Genomic DNA, 17,833 nt, shown 5'->3' on the forward strand with positions numbered 1-17,833 from the left:
ACAATAGCGCCATGAACGCTCTGGCTGCGCATCTCAAAGACCATGCCGATTCGGCCCATGGCACCGACGCCCACGGCTACCAGCCGCGGCAGCTGGTGCTGCTGGGCGGTGGCATGGCGAATCTGCAGCTGCTCTCCAGCCTGGCGGCCAAGCCGCTGGCCGAGATGCGCATCATCCTGGTGGCGCCCTACCCGCGCAGCATCTACCCCGGCATGCTGCCTGGCTTTGTGGCCGGCCGATACGCGCTGGACGAATGCGCCATTCCGCTGGAACCGCTGGTGCGGCGTGCCGGCATCCGCTGGCTGCCCCGCACTGTGCGTGCGCTGGACGCGGTAACCCAGACCTTGGAACTCGACGACGGCAGCCGCCAGCACTACGACTGGCTGTCGGTCAACACCGGCCCGGTGCAAAACCGCGAACAGATCGAGCGCGACATCCCCGGCGCGCGCGAGCACGGCCTGTTTGTGCACCCCATGGAAACCTTTGCCGCCCTGTGGCCCCGCGTGTGCGAGCTGGGCCAGGCCCGCGCGCTGCGGGTGGCAGTGGTCGGCGGCGGCACGGCCGCCATGGAGCTGGCCCTGGCGGTGCGCCAGCGCCTGACCGACAGCGCCGTGACGCTGGTCGCCCCCCCGCAGCCCGCAGATGGCCGGGTGCCCAGCCCCACCGAGTTGCGGCTGATTGCCGCCATGAAAACCCAGCGCATCACCGTGCTGCATGACACCGCTGTCAGCCTGAAAGCGGATGAAATCAAGCTGGGCTGCGGTGCGCGTCTGGCCTGCGATGTGCCGCTTCTGGCCATCGAAGGGCAAACCCCGGCCTGGCTGGCCCGCAGTGCGCTGGCGCTGGATGCCCATGGCCAGATTGCCACTGATGCCTACCAGCGCAGCACCAGCCACCCACAGGTGTTTTCGGTGACCGACGGCAGCTTGGCCTTGGCGCACAACCTGCCAGCGGCCACCACCGGCAAACATTTGCACACGCCGCGCCACGCCTCGCAGGCGTTGCAGCTGATGTTTGGCGGTGCCCACCAGGCGGTGGCCAGCTGGGGCACGTACAGCGCCCAGGGCCGGCCCATTGGCTGGCTCAAAGAGTGGGCCGACCGGCGCTTTGTGGCACGCTACCTGCAAGGCAGTTCCTGAGCGTTTGCTTAGTAACCGGTTGGTAACACTGCTTTGGTGCGCTGGCCCACACAGGGGCTGCGGCTGAGCGACAATGGTTTGCAAAGGCGCAGACCGCAACACCGTTGTTGCTACCAACCCCCTACCGCAGCAGCCATGAATTTTTTGTATTCCTTGTGCCTGATCGCATTGGGCTGTTTGGCTGGTGTGCTCGGCCGCGCCCAACCCGGCGACACCCCATGACGTTTTTTCACCAAATTGCCTATGTGGTGCGCAATGAGGCACAGGCTTTTCTACGCTACCCCAAGCTGATGCTGGCCACTGTGGCGGTGGCGCTGCTGCCGGCGCTGTACGCGGTGATCTACCTCTCCAGCGTGTGGGACCCCTCGGCCAACACGGGCGCACTGCCGGTGGCGCTGGTTAACCTGGATGACGGGGTGGAGTACCGCGACCAAGTATTCAACGTGGGCTGGCAGGTGGTGTCCAAACTCAAGCACTCGGCCCGGTTCGGCTATGTGGATTACCACGACGCCGAGGAGGCCCGCCAGCGCGTGCGCCAGGGCAAGCTGGCGTTTGCGCTCATCATTCCGCGCGATTTCAGCTCCAACGCCATTCCGGGCGCACAGCCCGGTGGCGGCAAGCTGGTGATCTACGCGTCCGAGGGCAACAACTACGAGGCTGCGTCGATCGCACGGCAGTTTGCCACCGAGCTGGGGCACGAGGTCAACGAAAGCCTGAACGAGCGCCGCTGGGCACTGGTGCTGACCAACGCTGCGGGCTCGCAGCGCAGCGTGTCGCAGCTGCGCGCGGGCGTGCACCAGCTGCAGGTGGGGGCCCAGGAACTCAGCACAGGCACCACGCAAACCGCCACCGCCGCCAAGACGCTGACCAATGGCGCCAGCCGCGTCAGCGATGGCGTGGGCCTGCTCACCAGCGGGGTCAAGCAGCTGGGCGCCGGCCTGCGCACCATGGACGCACGCCGCCCGCCGAACTCCGAACTCAACCGCCTCAAGAGCGGGGCCGATGCCCTGGCCGAAGGCCATGTGGAGTTGGGCCAAGGCATGGAGGCACTGCAGTACGGCGCCCAGAAAATCCAGGAAGGCGTGAATGGCTTCAAGGAAGAGGCCAATAACAGCATGCTGGTGCCCACCAAGGTCAAGGAAAACATTGGCCAGTTGTCGAGTGGCCTGACGCAACTGGACGACGGCCTGAAATCCGCGGCCGAAGCACAGCAAAAACTGAGCGAAGGGGCCAGCCGCCTCAGCGCTGGCGTGGGCACGCTGACCAATGGCGTGCGGGCCCTCACCGGGGGCATACGCACTGCGGTGTCCAAGCTGCCGGAGGATGGCCAGCTGGACGAGCTGGGAACGGGCGCGAGCGCTGTGGCCAGCGGCAGCAATGCGCTGGCGGAGGGCTTGCTAAAAGTGAAGTCAGGCAGCCAGACCCTGCATGGCGGGCTGGAGCTGCTAGCCAACTCCCTGCCCACCACCATCGAGACACCCGAGGGCAGTGCCGAAGGCCTGGCCAACTCGGTGCAGCCCGTGATGGAGGTGGAAGCCCAGGTGCAAAACAGTGGCAGCGGCTTTGCCGCCAACATCATCCCCGCGTCGCTCTGGCTGGGCGCCGGCATTGCGGCGTTTCTGATCCATGTGCGCTCGCTGCCACGCCAGGCGCAACGGTTCTCCCGCGCGGCACGGCTGCTGGGCAAGCTGGTATTGCCCATGGCCGTGGTGCTTGTGCAGGCCGCGCTGGTGTGGACCACGGTGCTGTACCTGCTGAAGATTCGCGTGCTGGCACCTGAGGCCTTTGCCCTCACGCTGGGGGTGGCCGCCATGACGTTTTTGGCGCTGGTGTTTTTGCTGACCAAGGCCTTTGGCGACGCGGGCAAGGCCCTGGCCATGGTGCTGTTGGCGGTGCAGCTGTCTTCGTCAGGTGGTGTGCTGCCGGTGGAGCTGAGTGGAGGCCTGTTCGCCCAGATCAGCCCCTGGTTGCCGCTGACCTGGGTGGTGCGGGCCATCAAGGCCAGCATGTTCGGCGCCTACGATGGGAGCTGGCAACAGCCCCTGGTACTGGTCGCGGCCGCAGGCACCGTCGCCTTGCTGGTAGCGGCCTACCTGGGGCGCTGGCGCTATGTCAAAGCGGGCAGCATGCGGCCCGCGGTAGACCTGTAAGACCTGCCTGTCGCCTTATTCGATCTTGGCACCAGAGGCCTGCACGATGCCCTTCCACTTGGCGTAGTCGGTCTTCAACAGGTTGGAGAACTGCTCGGTTTTCATGGCCAGGGGCTCGGCGCCCTGGGCCTGAATGGCCGCCTTGACCTCCGGGTTGGCCAGCAGCTTGTTGATCTCGGTGTTCAGCGTGGTGACCACGGCGGCCGGCGTGCCCGCGGGCACGAACACACCGTACCAGGTGCTCACATCAAAGTCCTTGTAACCCGATTCTGCAACGGTGGGCACATCGGGCAGCGAGCTGCTGCGCGCAGCCGAGGTGACGGCCAAGGGACGCAACTTGCCAGCCTTGATCTGCGCAATGGCCGACGGAACCGACGACACCAGCAGGTCAATGTTGCCCGCCAGCGCATCCATCAGCGCGGGGTTGGAGCCCTTGTACGGGATGTGGCGGATCTTGATGCCCGCCGCTTTTTCAAACAGGTCCCCCGCCAAATGGATGGTGGTGCCGTTGCCGGGTGAGCCGTAGGTGATGGCGTCGGGCGCCGCTTTGGCAGCGGCCACCACGTCGGCCAGGGTCTTGAAGCGGGAACCGGCGCTGGTGGCAATCACCACGGGCGTGTAGGCCACGTGGGCCACCGCGATCAAGTCCTTGGTCGGGTCCCAGGGCAGGTTGCCGTAGAGCCAGGGGGCGACCACCAGGTTGTCCTTTTGGCCCATCACGATGTCATAGCCCGTGGGGGCGGCCTTCACGGTTTCGGTGATGCCGATGGTGCCGCCGGCTCCGGCGCGGTTGTCGGGCACCACGGTCCAGTGGTTGGCTTCGGTCAGCTTGTTGGCCACCAGGCGCGACAGGATGTCGGTGCCGCCGCCCGGAGGAAAAGGCACCACCATGCGGATGGGTTTGGTGGGATAGCTGCCCTGCGCCCATGCAGCGGGCAGCACCGCCACGGAAACCAAAGCCATTGCAAGCAACTTTTTCAACATAGTGAATTCCAGGGAATAGACAGGAAAGGGCCGCGCAATCCGCACGGAGGCCACCGATTCTGCCGCAAGGCCGGTGGCTGAGTACAAGACCATGCACACCCTTGGCGATGGTGCCAACCGCAGAAATAGGGGAATTCAGGCCCAGGGATTGAAAGACACTAGGGTTTACCCTATACTGCAGTGCAACATCGTTCCTTCCGGAGAAGCCACCATGACCACCACCGCCCTGCCAACCGCCCGTTTTGCCCAAGACCCCCGCCACAACGTGGGCGAGGCCCTGCGGGCGCTGGGCGTATCGGCCCAGCACCTGGCCCTGGCGCTGTGGAACACGGCCACTGCCCGCACCCCCGTGCAAGCCAAGGCGCCTACGGCTCCGGATGAAGTGAACTACCTGCGTGGCTTGGCCGATGACGCCCTGGCCAAAGACCCCGGCTTTGCCCAAGACCTGTACGCCATGGCCGACCGGGTGGAACGCGAAGCCCTGGCCACCCAGGCCGCCTGATCGCCAGACCATCCCGTCTGCGCTGAATCTCACGCCATCTTCGGATGGTGTTGATTCTCAATGAAGTCTGAATAGGAACCTATTAAAAATCAATAGGTTACGAGAGTACTTCGACTTCAACGTTGAACTCATTTCTCACTTAACTCTGGATTTTCGGTCATTTTTCTCAGCTAACTTTGAATCTTTTGGAGCCAGCACTTACGTTGACCGGAAATCACATTTAATACTCGGAGAAGTAAAAATCCAGAGCATTTTCTTTCCTGTCACAAATCATGCATAAGTTCACCAGCCTTCCAGACTATTCCGCCATAAAGAAGCTGGCAGCTGCACTGCATAGACTGGGGAGCAACCAGCATGGCGCAGCCATCATGATTGGTGCTGGGTTTAGTCGAACTGCCGCCCGCCATGTCGGTGACGACAGACGAATGCCCTTGTGGAATGCTTTCAGCAAGAAACTGCTCTCAGAGCTCAATCCAAGCGAGAAAGATGTAAGTTTTTCGGATCCGTTGCGAGTGGCAGAGGAATATCGCGCGTATTTCGGACAAGCTGCATTGAACGACCAGATCCGCGCACAGATCAATGACGAAGCATGGGAACCGAGTGCACTGTACGACTCGCTGTTGAAGCTACCTTGGTCCGAGGTCATGACTACAAATTGGGACACGTTACTGGAACGGGCAGCAGAACCTATTCATGGGCCCTACTACACCCCAGTGACCCGTCCTTCGGACTTGGCTTGGGCGCCATCGCCAAGGATCGTCAAACTTCACGGAACGATTGGTATTACAGATACCTTTATCGCCACACAAGAAGACTTTCGCACATATCCAGAGAAATTCGCACCATTCGTCAATTTTGCTCGACAGGCATTTATTGAAAATGAACTTTGTCTTTTGGGATTTTCAGGGGAGGACCCTAATTTTTTGCAGTGGGTTGGATGGGTACGAGATCATCTGGCTAGTCATGCGCGAAAAATCTACCTCGTCGGTGCATTGAATTTATCGGCTCCCCAGCGGGTCTATTTGGAGTCGATAAACATTGCGCCGGTAGATTTGTGGGGTGCTGTCGAGCATATTCTCGACCGAGATCTCAGGCATCAAACAGCGATACAGATGTTTCTGGAAGCGATGCATGAAGCGGGCAAAGCCAAAGCGAGTCCACATGAATGGAGCCCGGTGAGCCTTCAGCGGCAACAAATTACGTCAGAAGATCACACGCGCACATTCAAAGACCATGCGCATGCCGCTGAACTACTAAAGGCGCACTTGGCTGCCCTGCAAAGTAGTCGGGAGTCCTACCCTGGGTGGCTTGTGTGCCCACCGGGACTTCGATTGAGGCTGCAAGGCCAAATCATTGACCCACGACCCAATCCAAATAACATTGCCGCGCTTGCCCCCAACGAACGAGTAAAACTGCTTTACGAGATTGCATGGCGACACAGCATTACCTTTGAATACATCCAACCCTGGTTAGTCAAGCTCCTTCTTGAGGTAGCCAATGAAAATGAGCCCTGTGTGCTCAGCAAACGTCAGCGAATGGAGATAGCCCTGACTTTGCTCAAAAACAGCCGTTGGTCTATGGAAAATGAGGATACCAACCAAACGCCTCAGGAGGAATATGTACAAGCTTTGACGGCCCTTTTGGAAAGAAATGGGCATTCTTTGCCAGACGGTCCAGCGGAACTCGCGTACTACCGATGCCTGATTGCACGGGACAATTTCGACTACGCGGCCTTGGAAGCTTTGATTGTAGAAGTCAGGGGTGAAGATCCCGTCTGGAAACTTCGGCAAGCCGCATTGCTAATGACGTTGGGGCGGTTCGATGAGGGTCAAGAACTCATCGCGGTTGCATATGGAGAGTTGCGCAGAATTCATCGACGAGATCTCCATTCAATACCGATACTTAGCCGTTTGACTTGGGCCCATTTTCTACTCAACGCTGCGCAAAGAGGAAGCCGGGATCAATTACTAGAAGAGTTGCCAGACTTCGTGGAGAGAAATTTCCGAAAATGGAAATGTGACCCTCGCGTATGGCTTGACGAGATTGAAGAAATGGCGAACAAGAGAGAGGCATCGCTCTTCAAAGACAGAAACCCAATCGAACCGCTATTTGGACAAGGTCACTATAGGGACAACACAAATTCGCGCACGTACAACTATGGTGTCTCGGAATATCTACTGTTCGAAGGATTGACTGGCAATGCGGGCATTCCATTGCGTTCTGGTAGCAGTTGGTTGCGGGTTCCTTTACTTACCGAGTCCGCTGAAAAACTGGCAATGTCCGATGGTGCCGGCATTCGGGGTTACACATTGGCGATTCGTGCTGCCAGCAGCGAGGATTCGCGATCTTTAGGGGAAGTTTTTAGCCGGATTGGAGTGGCGTGCGCACCTAAAGAATGTGTCGAGCTATTGGTCGATCGCCTTGTCACCGCCATCGACTACTGGCGTCTGAAAAACAGCCATGGGACGGAAGACCAACAAAGTCATGCACCTTCGGCGTTACGGGTATTGATGGAGGTCTTGTCACGCCTAACCGTACGCGTCTCCCCCGAAAAAGCCAAGCGAGTGTTCCTATTAGCACTTTCAATTGGACATCAACCGGAAACTCAGCATCATTGGCTACACGCTGCCACCGATCACCTTCTCAGTCATTCATTGAGTAGCATCCCAGAATCGGAGCAAGGTGATTTGCTTACTGAGACGCTCAATTTTCCTCTGCAAGATGAATTAGTTAATCGCCCTCTATTGCGCTGGCCAAACCCACACGTCGACACTCCCAGTGAACGAAATGTGGATAGCAATCTAGATACCCGTATTCATCAACTGATAGCGGCCGTAGCTAAAAGTGACTCTACTTCTAGAACGGATGCATTAGTCAGATTGTTACCCTTAGTAGAAAAAGATAGGTTTCTCACACAAGCCGAATGCACGGCTTTAGCAGTTGCAATCTGGGGCAACAACCCCGACTATGAACACTTGCCTGCAACGAATCTTTTCCCTGGTGTACTGATGTGTTTTCCCGCCCAAGACAAGTCTCGCATGGAATTTCTAATTCGGCAGAGCCTCTACGAGCGCAGCGCCAAAGTTTTGATGGATGCGCAGAAGGAGCTGCGTCAGTTTCCGTCCCCAGAAATAGAGCAAATCGTAATGGTTCATATGGGAATGGCATATGCTGCTTCCAGTGTGACGACACGTATGTTTCCAACGTCAGCACAAGCCTCCATATTATTTGATCAATTGGTTGCGTGGCGTCCCCAAGAAGTCAAAGATGACTTCTTGGATGAAGTCATCCACACTCGGGGAGAAGTTGCTGACAGCCTCGGCAAGGCGCTTTCTTACGCGATAACTCCTGCACTACCGATTGAGGACAAGACATTTGAGAGGTTTAAAAAACTGAGACTCTTTGTGGATGAGATTGAAGGAGCCTTCTCCGTGATCCCTGCACTCATATATTTCGTCCCGATTGACGAAGGGATTGCATCAACTGTGGAAAAGATCATCCAGAAATTCATGCAGGATCGGGACGCCGGAAGAGTGGCCTATGCAACCGTTGCCATAGAGAAATGGAGCCAACTTTCGAAAGATGAAGATCCACAACTACGGCGATTGATATCGCGATTGATTGCCATCGTCGAATCTGGTCGAACCGTCGGCCTGCCGTTACTTATAACGTTAGCTGCGAAGTTGTTAAAGACACAATGGTTAACAGAGGAGCAAGTTGCCACTTTGGTGGAGGCTACACCGAATGCATTCAACGCTGCGCACTACGCGCATATCGATCCCAAAGGGCGAGATGCCGTTAGTGCTTCGAGCATACGACAGGCGTGTGTGAAATTGGCCTCTGCACTACTCATTCTGCATCCTGATGCGCACGGACTCCATCGTCTCGTTCAAGAATCTAAGGGAGATCCGTTACCTGAAGTACGCTTTGCAATTGCACAAAATGACTAGCTGAGTCACCTGCTACAAAAGTCGAATAGTCATTCTTCTCAAGCACATTGGCATATGCCGAACAGCAATGAGACTATCCATCAAAAAGTCCACATATCCAAGGAGTATTTTTTGAACTCTCGGAAGACTCCTTGTTAATGTGAACCAATTTGTGCGTCTCCGGATGACGGTATTTCACGTAGGAACCGTTCTTTTTCTCGTAATGCATTTCTTCATGAGGCAGCAGACCTGCTGCTTCAATCGCCGTAAGACTCCGTAAATCTCTAGGGCTTTGATTGCGCCCGAGAATGACATAGCCGTGAAATAAAGCAGCAAGCAAAGCCCGCCCATTTCGAACGAGCATCCTCTCAACAGGGCCAAAATGGGAGGGTGACAGATCAATATCGCCTGTTGAACCTCCTTTGTAGAGACCTCTTCCGCAAACGAAGCAGTCGCAGACCTTGGCAATCCCCGCTTTGCGCGCACCACCATAAATTTGATCGTTGGGAAGGACCACCACTGCGGAACAGTGAGGGCATCGATCATTTAACAAAACGTCATGTATCGGGCACCAGCGCCACGCCTTAAATCGCCATTGAATCGGAAAAAAACTCACCCTCTGCTCAACCAGACACTGCGCGCAATAACGGTAGCGCGGAAATTCATCCTGACTGAGTAGATATTTTTTCCCCGCCACGTCAATGCTGATCAGACGGCCAAACATTGTGCACATCAAATCAAAAGCGTCTTCTGGAATTCCACATCGTGCTGCCAAGTGCTTTTTTCTGTTTCGCACAAATCCCAAATCAAAGTCCTTGAGTTGTAGAAAACCAAGAACTTCCGTCAATTCCTTCACAGACACACCCTGAGCTAGCGCCGCTCGAGTGATCCATGATGACGGTGACTCTGCGAGCTCAGGAATAGGAACACCCACAAGGACCTGCCGCCTGTCCCACCGAAATTCGACCTCCGGATTTCTAGATTGCCTTACCTCGAACTCTGGAACTAATTCGTCCATTCGAATAGATCTCCTTGTTTGAGTATCTCTGGAGTAGCTTTGAACCCAACGCAGGCAGACGGCATAGTTTGCAGCAAGGAAGTCGCAATCCTCCGGTCGCCCTCATTGACGCCGTTCCGAAACATTTGCATCAAGATGGGAATACAGATTGATGATCTAGACATAGCCACGTCAGTATTCAGTCCCCGCAGGCGTTCGTATGCACGTGAGCCGACCGTCCTCCAATACTGAGTTGTCATTCCCCGCGTCTCTATGCCAGCCGATGTACGTGACATAGGGTTTTGAAGGGCCCCAAAGGCATGCACCACTGAAAAGAATCCATCTAAGGACAATGACTCCAAAAACTGGGGGAATCCGTATCGAGACAACAGCGACCGTATCGGTTCTCTTTCGCCACAAGCCTGCACTATTTCTCCGATCGCCATTTCGGCGTCGGAAAGTGCGTCTGAGGAAGGAGAAATTGGCCATCGGCAAGCGCAAATATCAACACTCGGTCGATCCCATCGCAGCGGTTTCCTGCATCGCTCACAACGATCAATCAGTATTTCTCCATGTATGGGGCACATGGTGACTAGCGCGTACTCCCAATTCGCCTGGCAATAGCCGAAATGATTAACGCATTTTGGGCACACTTGAGGAGAGAATTGCCTCAAATGATTCCTTGCCCTCATCTGATGTCCATGAATCATGTAGTACCTCTGTCCTCCACGTACTATCTGATTCACAAGATGGTCATGCAGCCACTGAGGATTAATCTGCAGGACTGCAGCCAGCACAAATGAATCCCGAGACACTAACGCACCGCATTCTCGAATACCAGCAGTCCGTCTTAACCAGTGCAAGTTGACATGGTTTTTAGTTGCGATTCGCAAACATGCCCCAAGTCCGGACTCGTCAGCGGACGGGGGGAGATTCAACGGTAGTTGAGGACTGAACATAAGGATTCATGCGCAACGCTGCGTTCCCATAAACACGCGTGAATGCCAACTCCAGATGACGCTGCTCTAAGGCAGTTGCTCCGTCCTGCACACCAACCATTACCGCCTCGGTCAGAAGTCTTTTGAAAGCGCGTGGATTTCCGTCACACGCGCCATGACTAATCTTGGGAATGCCAGATGACAACAGCAATGAAATATCGAAACAAGAGCACGACTTCACAAATGACTTCAGAAACCCCTCCCATTGCTCATTGGGAGGGAAGTTATTCATTTGGTTGCGCTCCACAATGCGACTCTTCAACTCGGAATCGAAGAGATCATCTTTCCCAAGCAATTCATTGCCTGCCAAAACTACGCCTACTCCAGTTTCATCCATCAGCTCCACAATGAAATCATTGGCCGTAGGTTCTATACTATTTGTCTGCCCATGCATGAGAAGGTAATGTGCCGAATCAATGAAGATCAGTCGCGTTCCTTTCTGCCTTACCAATTCAAACACCAACCCTCTACGCAGATATACTTTTTTCTCAGAAATTTGACTGAAAGGGTACTTGTAGGCTCGCAAAAGTGCGGCGACCATATGTCCAACAGTTGCCCTCTGATAGGCTCGGATACCAATAGCTCCCCAGCCTGGAGCAAAGAGCGTTGATGATGGCAGTGAGTCTCTGAAATATTTGAATACAGAGCTTTTTCCAGTCCCTGGTGCACCAATCAGACGCATGCCATGTGGGATTTTCAGCTCCCGAGAAATCTGAAATATTCGATCGCAAGAGTCCAACGGCAATTTGAACTGGGAATGAAGAACGTATAGTGCATCTATCTTTTGCCCAGCTTTCAATGCCACTTTGCTGTAGGTCTTGATCCGTCGAATCTGGATATCTTTCTCCTCACCATCCAATTCGTCAAAGCCTGGCAGTTCATTGAATGAAATAGTTTCTTTGGCCATTATGATTCCTTACATGGAAATTGCGTCGAAGTCAGGAATTTCCCTCTCCACATACACCATCTCTTTTTCAGATAGAACGTTGCTTGGTGAAAGTGGCTGTCGTGAATCAGCTGTCTGCAACGTAGACGCCGTTGCACATAGCTGCCCCATGCGTTTGGCACTTTCAAACTCCAAAGGGCGGTTTTTCCGTGCCAAGGGCTCAACCCAGATGTCATGCAGTCTTTCTTTTGCGAGCAAAAGATGCTCAACAGTTCCGCTCATTTGCAACTGCTTCCGAGCGAAATCTCGCACCAGACGATGCTGGTTCCAAGAGAGGCCGTTCGCATAGTCAGGGCGAGTGCATGTCAGAGTTACCCATTCATTTGTGCGGCTATGCTGGGCATGGAGGCATCCAAGATCGTCTGGATTCCATTTCACCGACGTCTTGAAATTTCCCCCGGCCGAGATCAACAGTTCCCGCAATTCTGAGCCGGCATAGCTCAATCCATAGAACGCAACGCCACCGTTTGACACCACAAGCTCCTTGCTCAATGCGGCGATGAAATCCAGACCTTTCAGGGTATCCAACATTTGTGGTGGAGGATTTTTCGCAAGACTTGCAGAGAAGCGCTCGAATGGAAGTTCCAACGTCTTGCTGTTCGGCGTGAAAGCATGCTGGTCAACGGCAAACATAATCAATCCCTTGCAGAAGGCACTCAGGGTAATGGTTGCCTCTTTGCTGGGGTCCAGATTCAACATATTTGGTATAGGCTTGTAGACTCTTCCGCTCGTCAGAGTCAAAAAGTCCAACTCCCGGAAAAATCTTTCGACATGCGGCTTCACCCAAGGAAAGCGCACCCTGCAGTACTCAAGATCGACCGCGAGCTCCCATGCCATTAATTGAAATGCTCGTGAGTGGAATTCCATGCCGTTGTCTAGCAAGTAACAATCGCCGAGTCCCCATGAGATCCATGGTTTCAACGTCCCAGCCGCCTGTGCCAAATCGTGCTTAGGCCGAATGCTGTTTTTGATGGCATTCACAACGGACGTCAAACCAGGTCCATTGAAGCTCACATACAGTCCCACGATGTAGCCGGAATAGCTATCCACAACGACGGTGAGAGTGGGCCTTCCCAAAGGAAGTCCCGTGCGGTCGCAAATTACGATCCAGTTGAGTACAGTGTGATCAACCTCGAGCCGAGCCATTGCACGCGGAACGGTTGTCCCGCGATACGTGGCTCTGAATTGGTGATTGGCATACTCTGCTCCATATCGCGAGACAGATACCGCGTAAGGATCAAGCTCATCTTTGCGACGATGAAAAGTCGCCAGTGATACCTTAGCCTGGGCACCAGAAATCTTCTTCTGGCTCTCTAGGTCCTGCAACTTACGCTCTAACCGCTCATGAGCGTAGGTCAGTGATAGGCGCTCCGGCTTGAGGTAGTAAGTCTTCAATGCCCACTCCATGGCTTCTTCGACAAGCGGGTGGATATTCGACTGTCGTTTTCGATCGAGATTCTTCGTAATTAACGAAGCAGGATTCTTCCCCGAAGTCTCATACTTTCGGAGCCATTCCATGACCGTCGAATCGGATACTTTCCGGTGCTTCAATTCCTCCTTTTTATTGCGTAGGAGTTCCCAGAATTCGGTCAATGCCTTGGCGATTCGAGTACGCTGCCCTCTACGTATATTCTTTTTTTTAATAAAACGGACGACCTTCTGCCGAAACTCAAGCTCCTTGCGAATGTGCTCCGGTAACGAATTCAGATCCAATATTCGTTGACTTGTTTTCGGCTTTTCACTGACCGCATTAGGTTCTTCATTTCCCAGTACAACTTGTAGCTCACCGTTGTCAAGCATTGAGAAGAAGCGCGGAAGCTCAAAGACTCTGAATTCCCCCGTAAGCTGATTTTCAAACTGAACTTTGCTTCGGTCTTCCAAATAGCGAACGAACTGATACGTGGTATTTCCAAATCGAACGACGAGCGATTTGTCGATCGAAAATATATTTGCCAATGTTTATCTCCTTGAGTTTTGGACATGCGATTGAGTTCCCTCCCAATCGATTGGGAGGGAACTATCACAATTGGGGATAAATCAGGCGTCGCTGTCGTTTTGCTTGGGTGCGAGCGGAAGACCGCCAGCTATAGCCGACAAGGGGTCCCGATCCTTCGCATGAAGCTCATCGCTGGGTTCACGAAGAAAGGAGCTTCGACGCAGACTTGGCCGTTTGGGAATGGCCCCACGCTTTCGCTCGATTTTGGTAGGCACAGCAGGCAACAGCTCTGTATGTGTCCACGGCTTGACTTGAAATCGCTGCTCGAACGCCGGTATGTCCCGCTCTGGGGAATAGTGATGGCGACGGATCCTTGCATAGTCTTCAACACAATCCTCTGCATCCAGTTGAAGCCAACGAATTGCAATTAGGTGCAAGATGACTTCCCGGGTTACCTCCGCCTTCTTCTCCAGATCAAAAAGTGTGATTGCAGCGTGAGTCGGAACCTGCTTTAGCACCATGTGCTTTACTGCCAATGGGAGTTCTGCCTTGGCGTACCGAAGAATCTCCGCGGCGACTACAGCCAGATGGCCATGGTCAATACCTTTCTGCGTCACAACATAGAAGAGCAGTCCTTTGTCGGACAGATATTTTGACGCGGCATTGAACGTCTCGACATATGCCGACACCTTAGTACTTGGTTTGACTTCAATGACTGCCTTGGAATTTCCGAAATCGATCCAAAAATCTGGGGTGTATTGCCCAGTTTTCAGCTTTAATTTGAAAGGCTGGCTTTTGATTTCTTTTATGCCTCGGCACAGCATTGCGCTTTGCACGAAGCGCTTCTCTAGTTGAGATTCGTGCTCGATTGCTGACGACTGAAACCACCGGCAATTGATCAGACCGACCTTGCGGCTGGGAGAGCGGGTTACAACCTTACGTACTCTTGACATTTTCGTCATGACAAATTCCTTGCTTTTCATAACTTGGGAAAAGAAAGGACGAGTTGACACAACCAATGACAGGACGGATACTTCGTCTCAGGGTGTCCTCCAAGATTCCTGAGATTCGGCTCCGACCGCATCGGCTAGCGCCGGCAGTCCTTTCGCGAGGGGTGTCGGCGTTTGCTTTTACATGGTGTCCTCCCCTGCTCCGCTTGATATGTCGGCCATGTACTTGGCCAAGGCCTGTGTTGCTAAAAAGGTCTTCTTTCGTCCTTGCGGCCGGATTAGTCGCAATGGAAGGCGCCCCTGACTAATTGCCCTTTGAAGAGCGCCACGGGTGTTAAAGCCTAGTAGAAATATTGCATCGTCCACCGCCACCATCGGGCCGTGTTTGTCGAACAGGTGCTTGAAGGTCAAGGCCTCAAGAGACAAAGCCCCAACCTCCTCTTCAGCGCCAGAAACTGAAGGTTGATCTAGAGTGGTCTCGACTTTCATTTTCGGGATTATTCAACGATATTCCCGATTCTGCAATAAATATTTTCTACGTAAGTTATTGATTTATAAGTAATTTTTTTGCAAATATACAATTCTGCAAACTGAATTCACTTAAATCCAATCGATCACATTTCTGTTCAATTTGTCAGTATCAAGTGCGATACGTACGTCCGCACGAATACTTGCATATGTGTGCGGTCCTTCGTACCTCGCCACAAGCAGGAAATTGATACCTGCTGTCATCTACAACGGCTCGAATTGAACCCATTGCTATATAAAACTACACTTTGCCGGTGCTTTTGTAACTGTTATAAATTCTGATCGATCATCACCCAACGCTTACCGGTCTTGCTCAAGATCGCGATCCCCAGCACAGTCCCGATGAGGATACCAAGCGGCAAGATAGCTCCCAACACCTTGGACAGCGTACTATCGGTCCCATCGTCAGACATCTACCAGAAACCGCATCTCAAACCCAGGGTTCTGCTCCTCCCCGTTGTTCCGCCTGTGGCCCCGTGGGTTGCTCACCACCCGAGTCCCATTCACCGCATAGTCCACAGACGTGTGGACATGCCCGTGGATCCAAAGTGCACCTTTGCCAAGGTAACGGGTGAGATCGGATGCGTAGGCACACGACAGGATGTCCGTCTTGTACTCCTCGGGAATCGAGTTGGCATGGGGCGCGTGGTGCGTGATGATCACTGTCTTCTGTGGATCAGCCACTTCCAATTGCCGATCCAGCCACTCCAATGAAGCCCGGTGCCGGCGAGTGGTCAGGTCAGGGATCAGATGCTTGCTCTTGACCCAGTACATCTCCGCACTGCGGCTGATCTTGATATGGCGGTAGTCATTCATCACTGCCCTGGCTTCCTGGATGGCCGCAAACCTGTCCTCACCGAACAGTAGGAAGTCCGTCCACAGGCTCGCTCCCAGGAAGGTGATCTCACCCATCGTGAGGGAATCGTTCTCCAGCAGATGTACATCATGCTGGCTGGCCAGCTCACGGGCCTTGTCCAGGGTACGATCCCAATGCCCACCATAGAACTCGTGGTTGCCCAGGACATACGCCACCGGTTTGTTCGGAAACGTCTCCTTTGCCCAGCGAATCCCTTTGAGGCCATTGTCAATGTCACCCGCCAGGACCACCAGATCCGCCTGATCATCCACGCGACTGCCATCTGACAATACAGGATTGAATGGTCCGTGGTCCAGATGGAGGTCGGAGTAGACAAGCAGTTTCATCCTGCATCCCCCGCGGGCTTCTCTCGGTCCTTCTTGGAGACATTGACCAGGGTCATGCTTCCCGGCTTCACATCCTCGAACCGGATCCGATCGCTCGTTCGCCAATCCTCTTGGCGAAGAAACTCGTCATCCAAGGGCAGGATTACATCACCAGTCTCTGGGTCTTTCTCAAACACAGCGGTCCAAGCCGTGATCCGGTCAGCACTCGGTTTGACTTCAACACGGTCATTGGGACCAATCCAGAGCTGGTGATACCCGTGCTGCAAGGTGAACACCGCAAACACATGGATAGCGCCATCTGGCTCGGGCTCCCCCATCGAAAACGCATGGTTGAAATCAACTCGGCTCCCGTCTCCAAACCGGATTCGAACTACACCGTCACCAAAGTCACTGTCGAGGAGCCCGTTTTCTGCAATATCGGCCACCGGTCGGCCTAGTTTTTGAGCGAGTTGGGGAGTCCAGCGCGCGAGAACTGCACGGCTGCTCGAAGCACAGCGTAAACGCAGATCCGCGAGTTCATCTTCTGCAGCATCACGAATCTGCTGGGTCGAGAGATTTTCTCGCAACAACGCCTCTTCGACCTGGAGCTGCCGAGCATCCATTGTTGCGACCGCGTAGTCCAGCCAGTTGGCAAAGCCATGGGGTGGTTCCATTTTCATGTCAGACCTCCACGATCAGGTTGGGGTCGAAGTGCATGTTCTCGTACAGCGCTTGGTCCATGCTTGTGATGGATCGGCGGTTCAATACGTAGCCACTCGGATTGGCCACCACCCTGCATCGGCCTACTTGGTAGTCAAAGCTGTCGTGGACATGGCCGTGGATCCAGAGGTCAGCGCCGGGTAACAGTTCGCTCAGGTCACTGACGAACGCCGCACTTAACAGCTCTGCGCTGTACTTGGGATGAACCGACAAGGGATGCGGGCCATGGTGGGTCACCACCACTGTCTTGCCCTCAAACGGTTTGGCCAGCTCCGCCTGGAGCCAGGCCCGGGAACCGTTGTGGATTTTCCGTGCGTCGACGCTGGTGAACAACCGTCTGCCCGTGCGGATCAGGCGGTGGTCATTCAGACGCCGCTCTGCCTCCATCCCCGCTTCTCCGGACGTGTAAGCGGGTTCGCGCAGCTTGTAGTCCGTCCAGAGTGTGGTTCCCAGGAACCGGACCCCCTTGATCACCACGGCATCTCTTTCCAAGAAGTGCACGCCCAGCTCTGCAGCGCGCTCCCGCATCTTGGCTTCCGTGGGTCCAAGGACGTGGTCGTAGTATTCGTGGTTGCCTGCCACGTAGATGACTTCCGTACCTTCCTGCCAGTTAGCAAACTGCTCGATGCCGGCATACGCTTCATGGATGTCGCCGGCGAGTATCAGGACGTCGGTGCCTGGGATCGGCTGGATGATGCGTCTGTTGGGACCGTCGAAGCTGGGAAGGAGGTCCAGGTGGAGGTCGGAGGCTAGGTGGATTTTCATAAGAGGGGCCTTTGTTGGTTGGTGTTGGGGACGTATGGGTTGCCTGTCTTCCGATGCACCCATGGGGTGCATCACCATGGTCGTGGGGTTGGACGGTCTGTTCCTGA

At 54.6% G+C, this 17,833-nt stretch carries 14 protein-coding genes; 4 read left to right on the top strand and 10 right to left on the bottom strand.

Features of this window, described 5'->3' with window-relative positions; translation table 11 throughout:
• The first annotated feature begins 11 nt into the window (after positions 1-11).
• Both AC097R_RS18300 and AC097R_RS18305 read left to right on the top strand, forming a co-directional pair.
• Entirely contained in the window at positions 12-1,139 is a 1,128-nt protein-coding gene (locus AC097R_RS18300; protein ID WP_479599651.1) for an FAD-dependent oxidoreductase, read from the top strand.
• A gap of 218 nt (positions 1,140-1,357) precedes the next feature.
• Positions 1,358-3,289, top strand: coding sequence for a YhgE/Pip family protein (locus AC097R_RS18305; RefSeq protein ID WP_479599652.1), 1,932 nt, complete (start codon positions 1,358-1,360; stop codon positions 3,287-3,289).
• Positions 3,290-3,304: 15 nt separating this feature from the next.
• On the opposite strand, the gene AC097R_RS18310 is transcribed toward AC097R_RS18305, so the two are convergent.
• Entirely contained in the window at positions 3,305-4,273 is a 969-nt protein-coding gene (locus AC097R_RS18310) for a Bug family tripartite tricarboxylate transporter substrate binding protein (protein ID WP_479599653.1), read from the bottom strand.
• 211 nt (positions 4,274-4,484) lie between these two features.
• Here AC097R_RS18310 and AC097R_RS18315 point away from each other — a divergent pair, with 211 nt between their 5' ends.
• Both AC097R_RS18315 and AC097R_RS18320 read left to right on the top strand, forming a co-directional pair.
• On the top strand, positions 4,485-4,775 hold the full coding sequence (locus tag AC097R_RS18315) for a hypothetical protein (protein WP_479599654.1): 291 nt from the start codon (positions 4,485-4,487) through the stop codon (positions 4,773-4,775).
• A gap of 272 nt (positions 4,776-5,047) precedes the next feature.
• Entirely contained in the window at positions 5,048-8,725 is a 3,678-nt protein-coding gene (locus AC097R_RS18320) for an SIR2 family protein (protein ID WP_479599655.1), read from the top strand.
• A 73-nt stretch (positions 8,726-8,798) separates the two neighbouring features.
• On the opposite strand, the gene AC097R_RS18325 is transcribed toward AC097R_RS18320, so the two are convergent.
• The 9 genes from AC097R_RS18325 to AC097R_RS18365 all read right to left on the bottom strand — a co-directional run bounded on the left by AC097R_RS18325 (position 8,799) and on the right by AC097R_RS18365 (position 17,726).
• A complete protein-coding gene (locus AC097R_RS18325) occupies positions 8,799-9,722 on the bottom strand; it encodes a TniQ family protein (protein ID WP_479599656.1) in 924 nt (307 codons plus the stop codon).
• Entirely contained in the window at positions 9,710-10,660 is a 951-nt protein-coding gene (locus AC097R_RS18330; protein ID WP_479599657.1) for a TniQ family protein, read from the bottom strand. The genes AC097R_RS18325 and AC097R_RS18330 overlap by 13 nt, the downstream gene beginning before the upstream one ends.
• On the bottom strand, positions 10,617-11,606 hold the full coding sequence (locus AC097R_RS18335; RefSeq protein ID WP_479599658.1) for a TniB family NTP-binding protein: 990 nt from the start codon (positions 11,604-11,606) through the stop codon (positions 10,617-10,619). The genes AC097R_RS18330 and AC097R_RS18335 overlap by 44 nt, the downstream gene beginning before the upstream one ends.
• A gap of 9 nt (positions 11,607-11,615) precedes the next feature.
• Entirely contained in the window at positions 11,616-13,601 is a 1,986-nt protein-coding gene (locus tag AC097R_RS18340; protein ID WP_479599659.1) for a hypothetical protein, read from the bottom strand.
• 81 nt (positions 13,602-13,682) lie between these two features.
• Positions 13,683-14,564 (bottom strand): Tn7 transposase TnsA N-terminal domain-containing protein, encoded by an 882-nt coding sequence (locus AC097R_RS18345; protein WP_479599660.1) that lies wholly within the window; start codon positions 14,562-14,564, stop codon positions 13,683-13,685.
• A gap of 147 nt (positions 14,565-14,711) precedes the next feature.
• Positions 14,712-15,020 (bottom strand): hypothetical protein, encoded by a 309-nt coding sequence (locus AC097R_RS18350; protein WP_479599661.1) that lies wholly within the window; start codon positions 15,018-15,020, stop codon positions 14,712-14,714.
• 444 nt (positions 15,021-15,464) lie between these two features.
• On the bottom strand, positions 15,465-16,262 hold the full coding sequence (locus tag AC097R_RS18355) for a metallophosphoesterase (protein WP_479599662.1): 798 nt from the start codon (positions 16,260-16,262) through the stop codon (positions 15,465-15,467).
• Positions 16,259-16,921, bottom strand: coding sequence for a hypothetical protein (locus AC097R_RS18360; RefSeq protein ID WP_479599663.1), 663 nt, complete (start codon positions 16,919-16,921; stop codon positions 16,259-16,261). Before AC097R_RS18360 ends, AC097R_RS18355 begins: the two co-directional genes overlap by 4 nt.
• A 1-nt stretch (position 16,922) precedes the next feature.
• Entirely contained in the window at positions 16,923-17,726 is an 804-nt protein-coding gene (locus AC097R_RS18365) for a metallophosphoesterase (protein WP_479599664.1), read from the bottom strand.
• Positions 17,727-17,833 lie beyond the last annotated feature (107 nt).

It is taken from the genome of Rhodoferax sp. ZS1R25 (assembly GCF_056521335.1).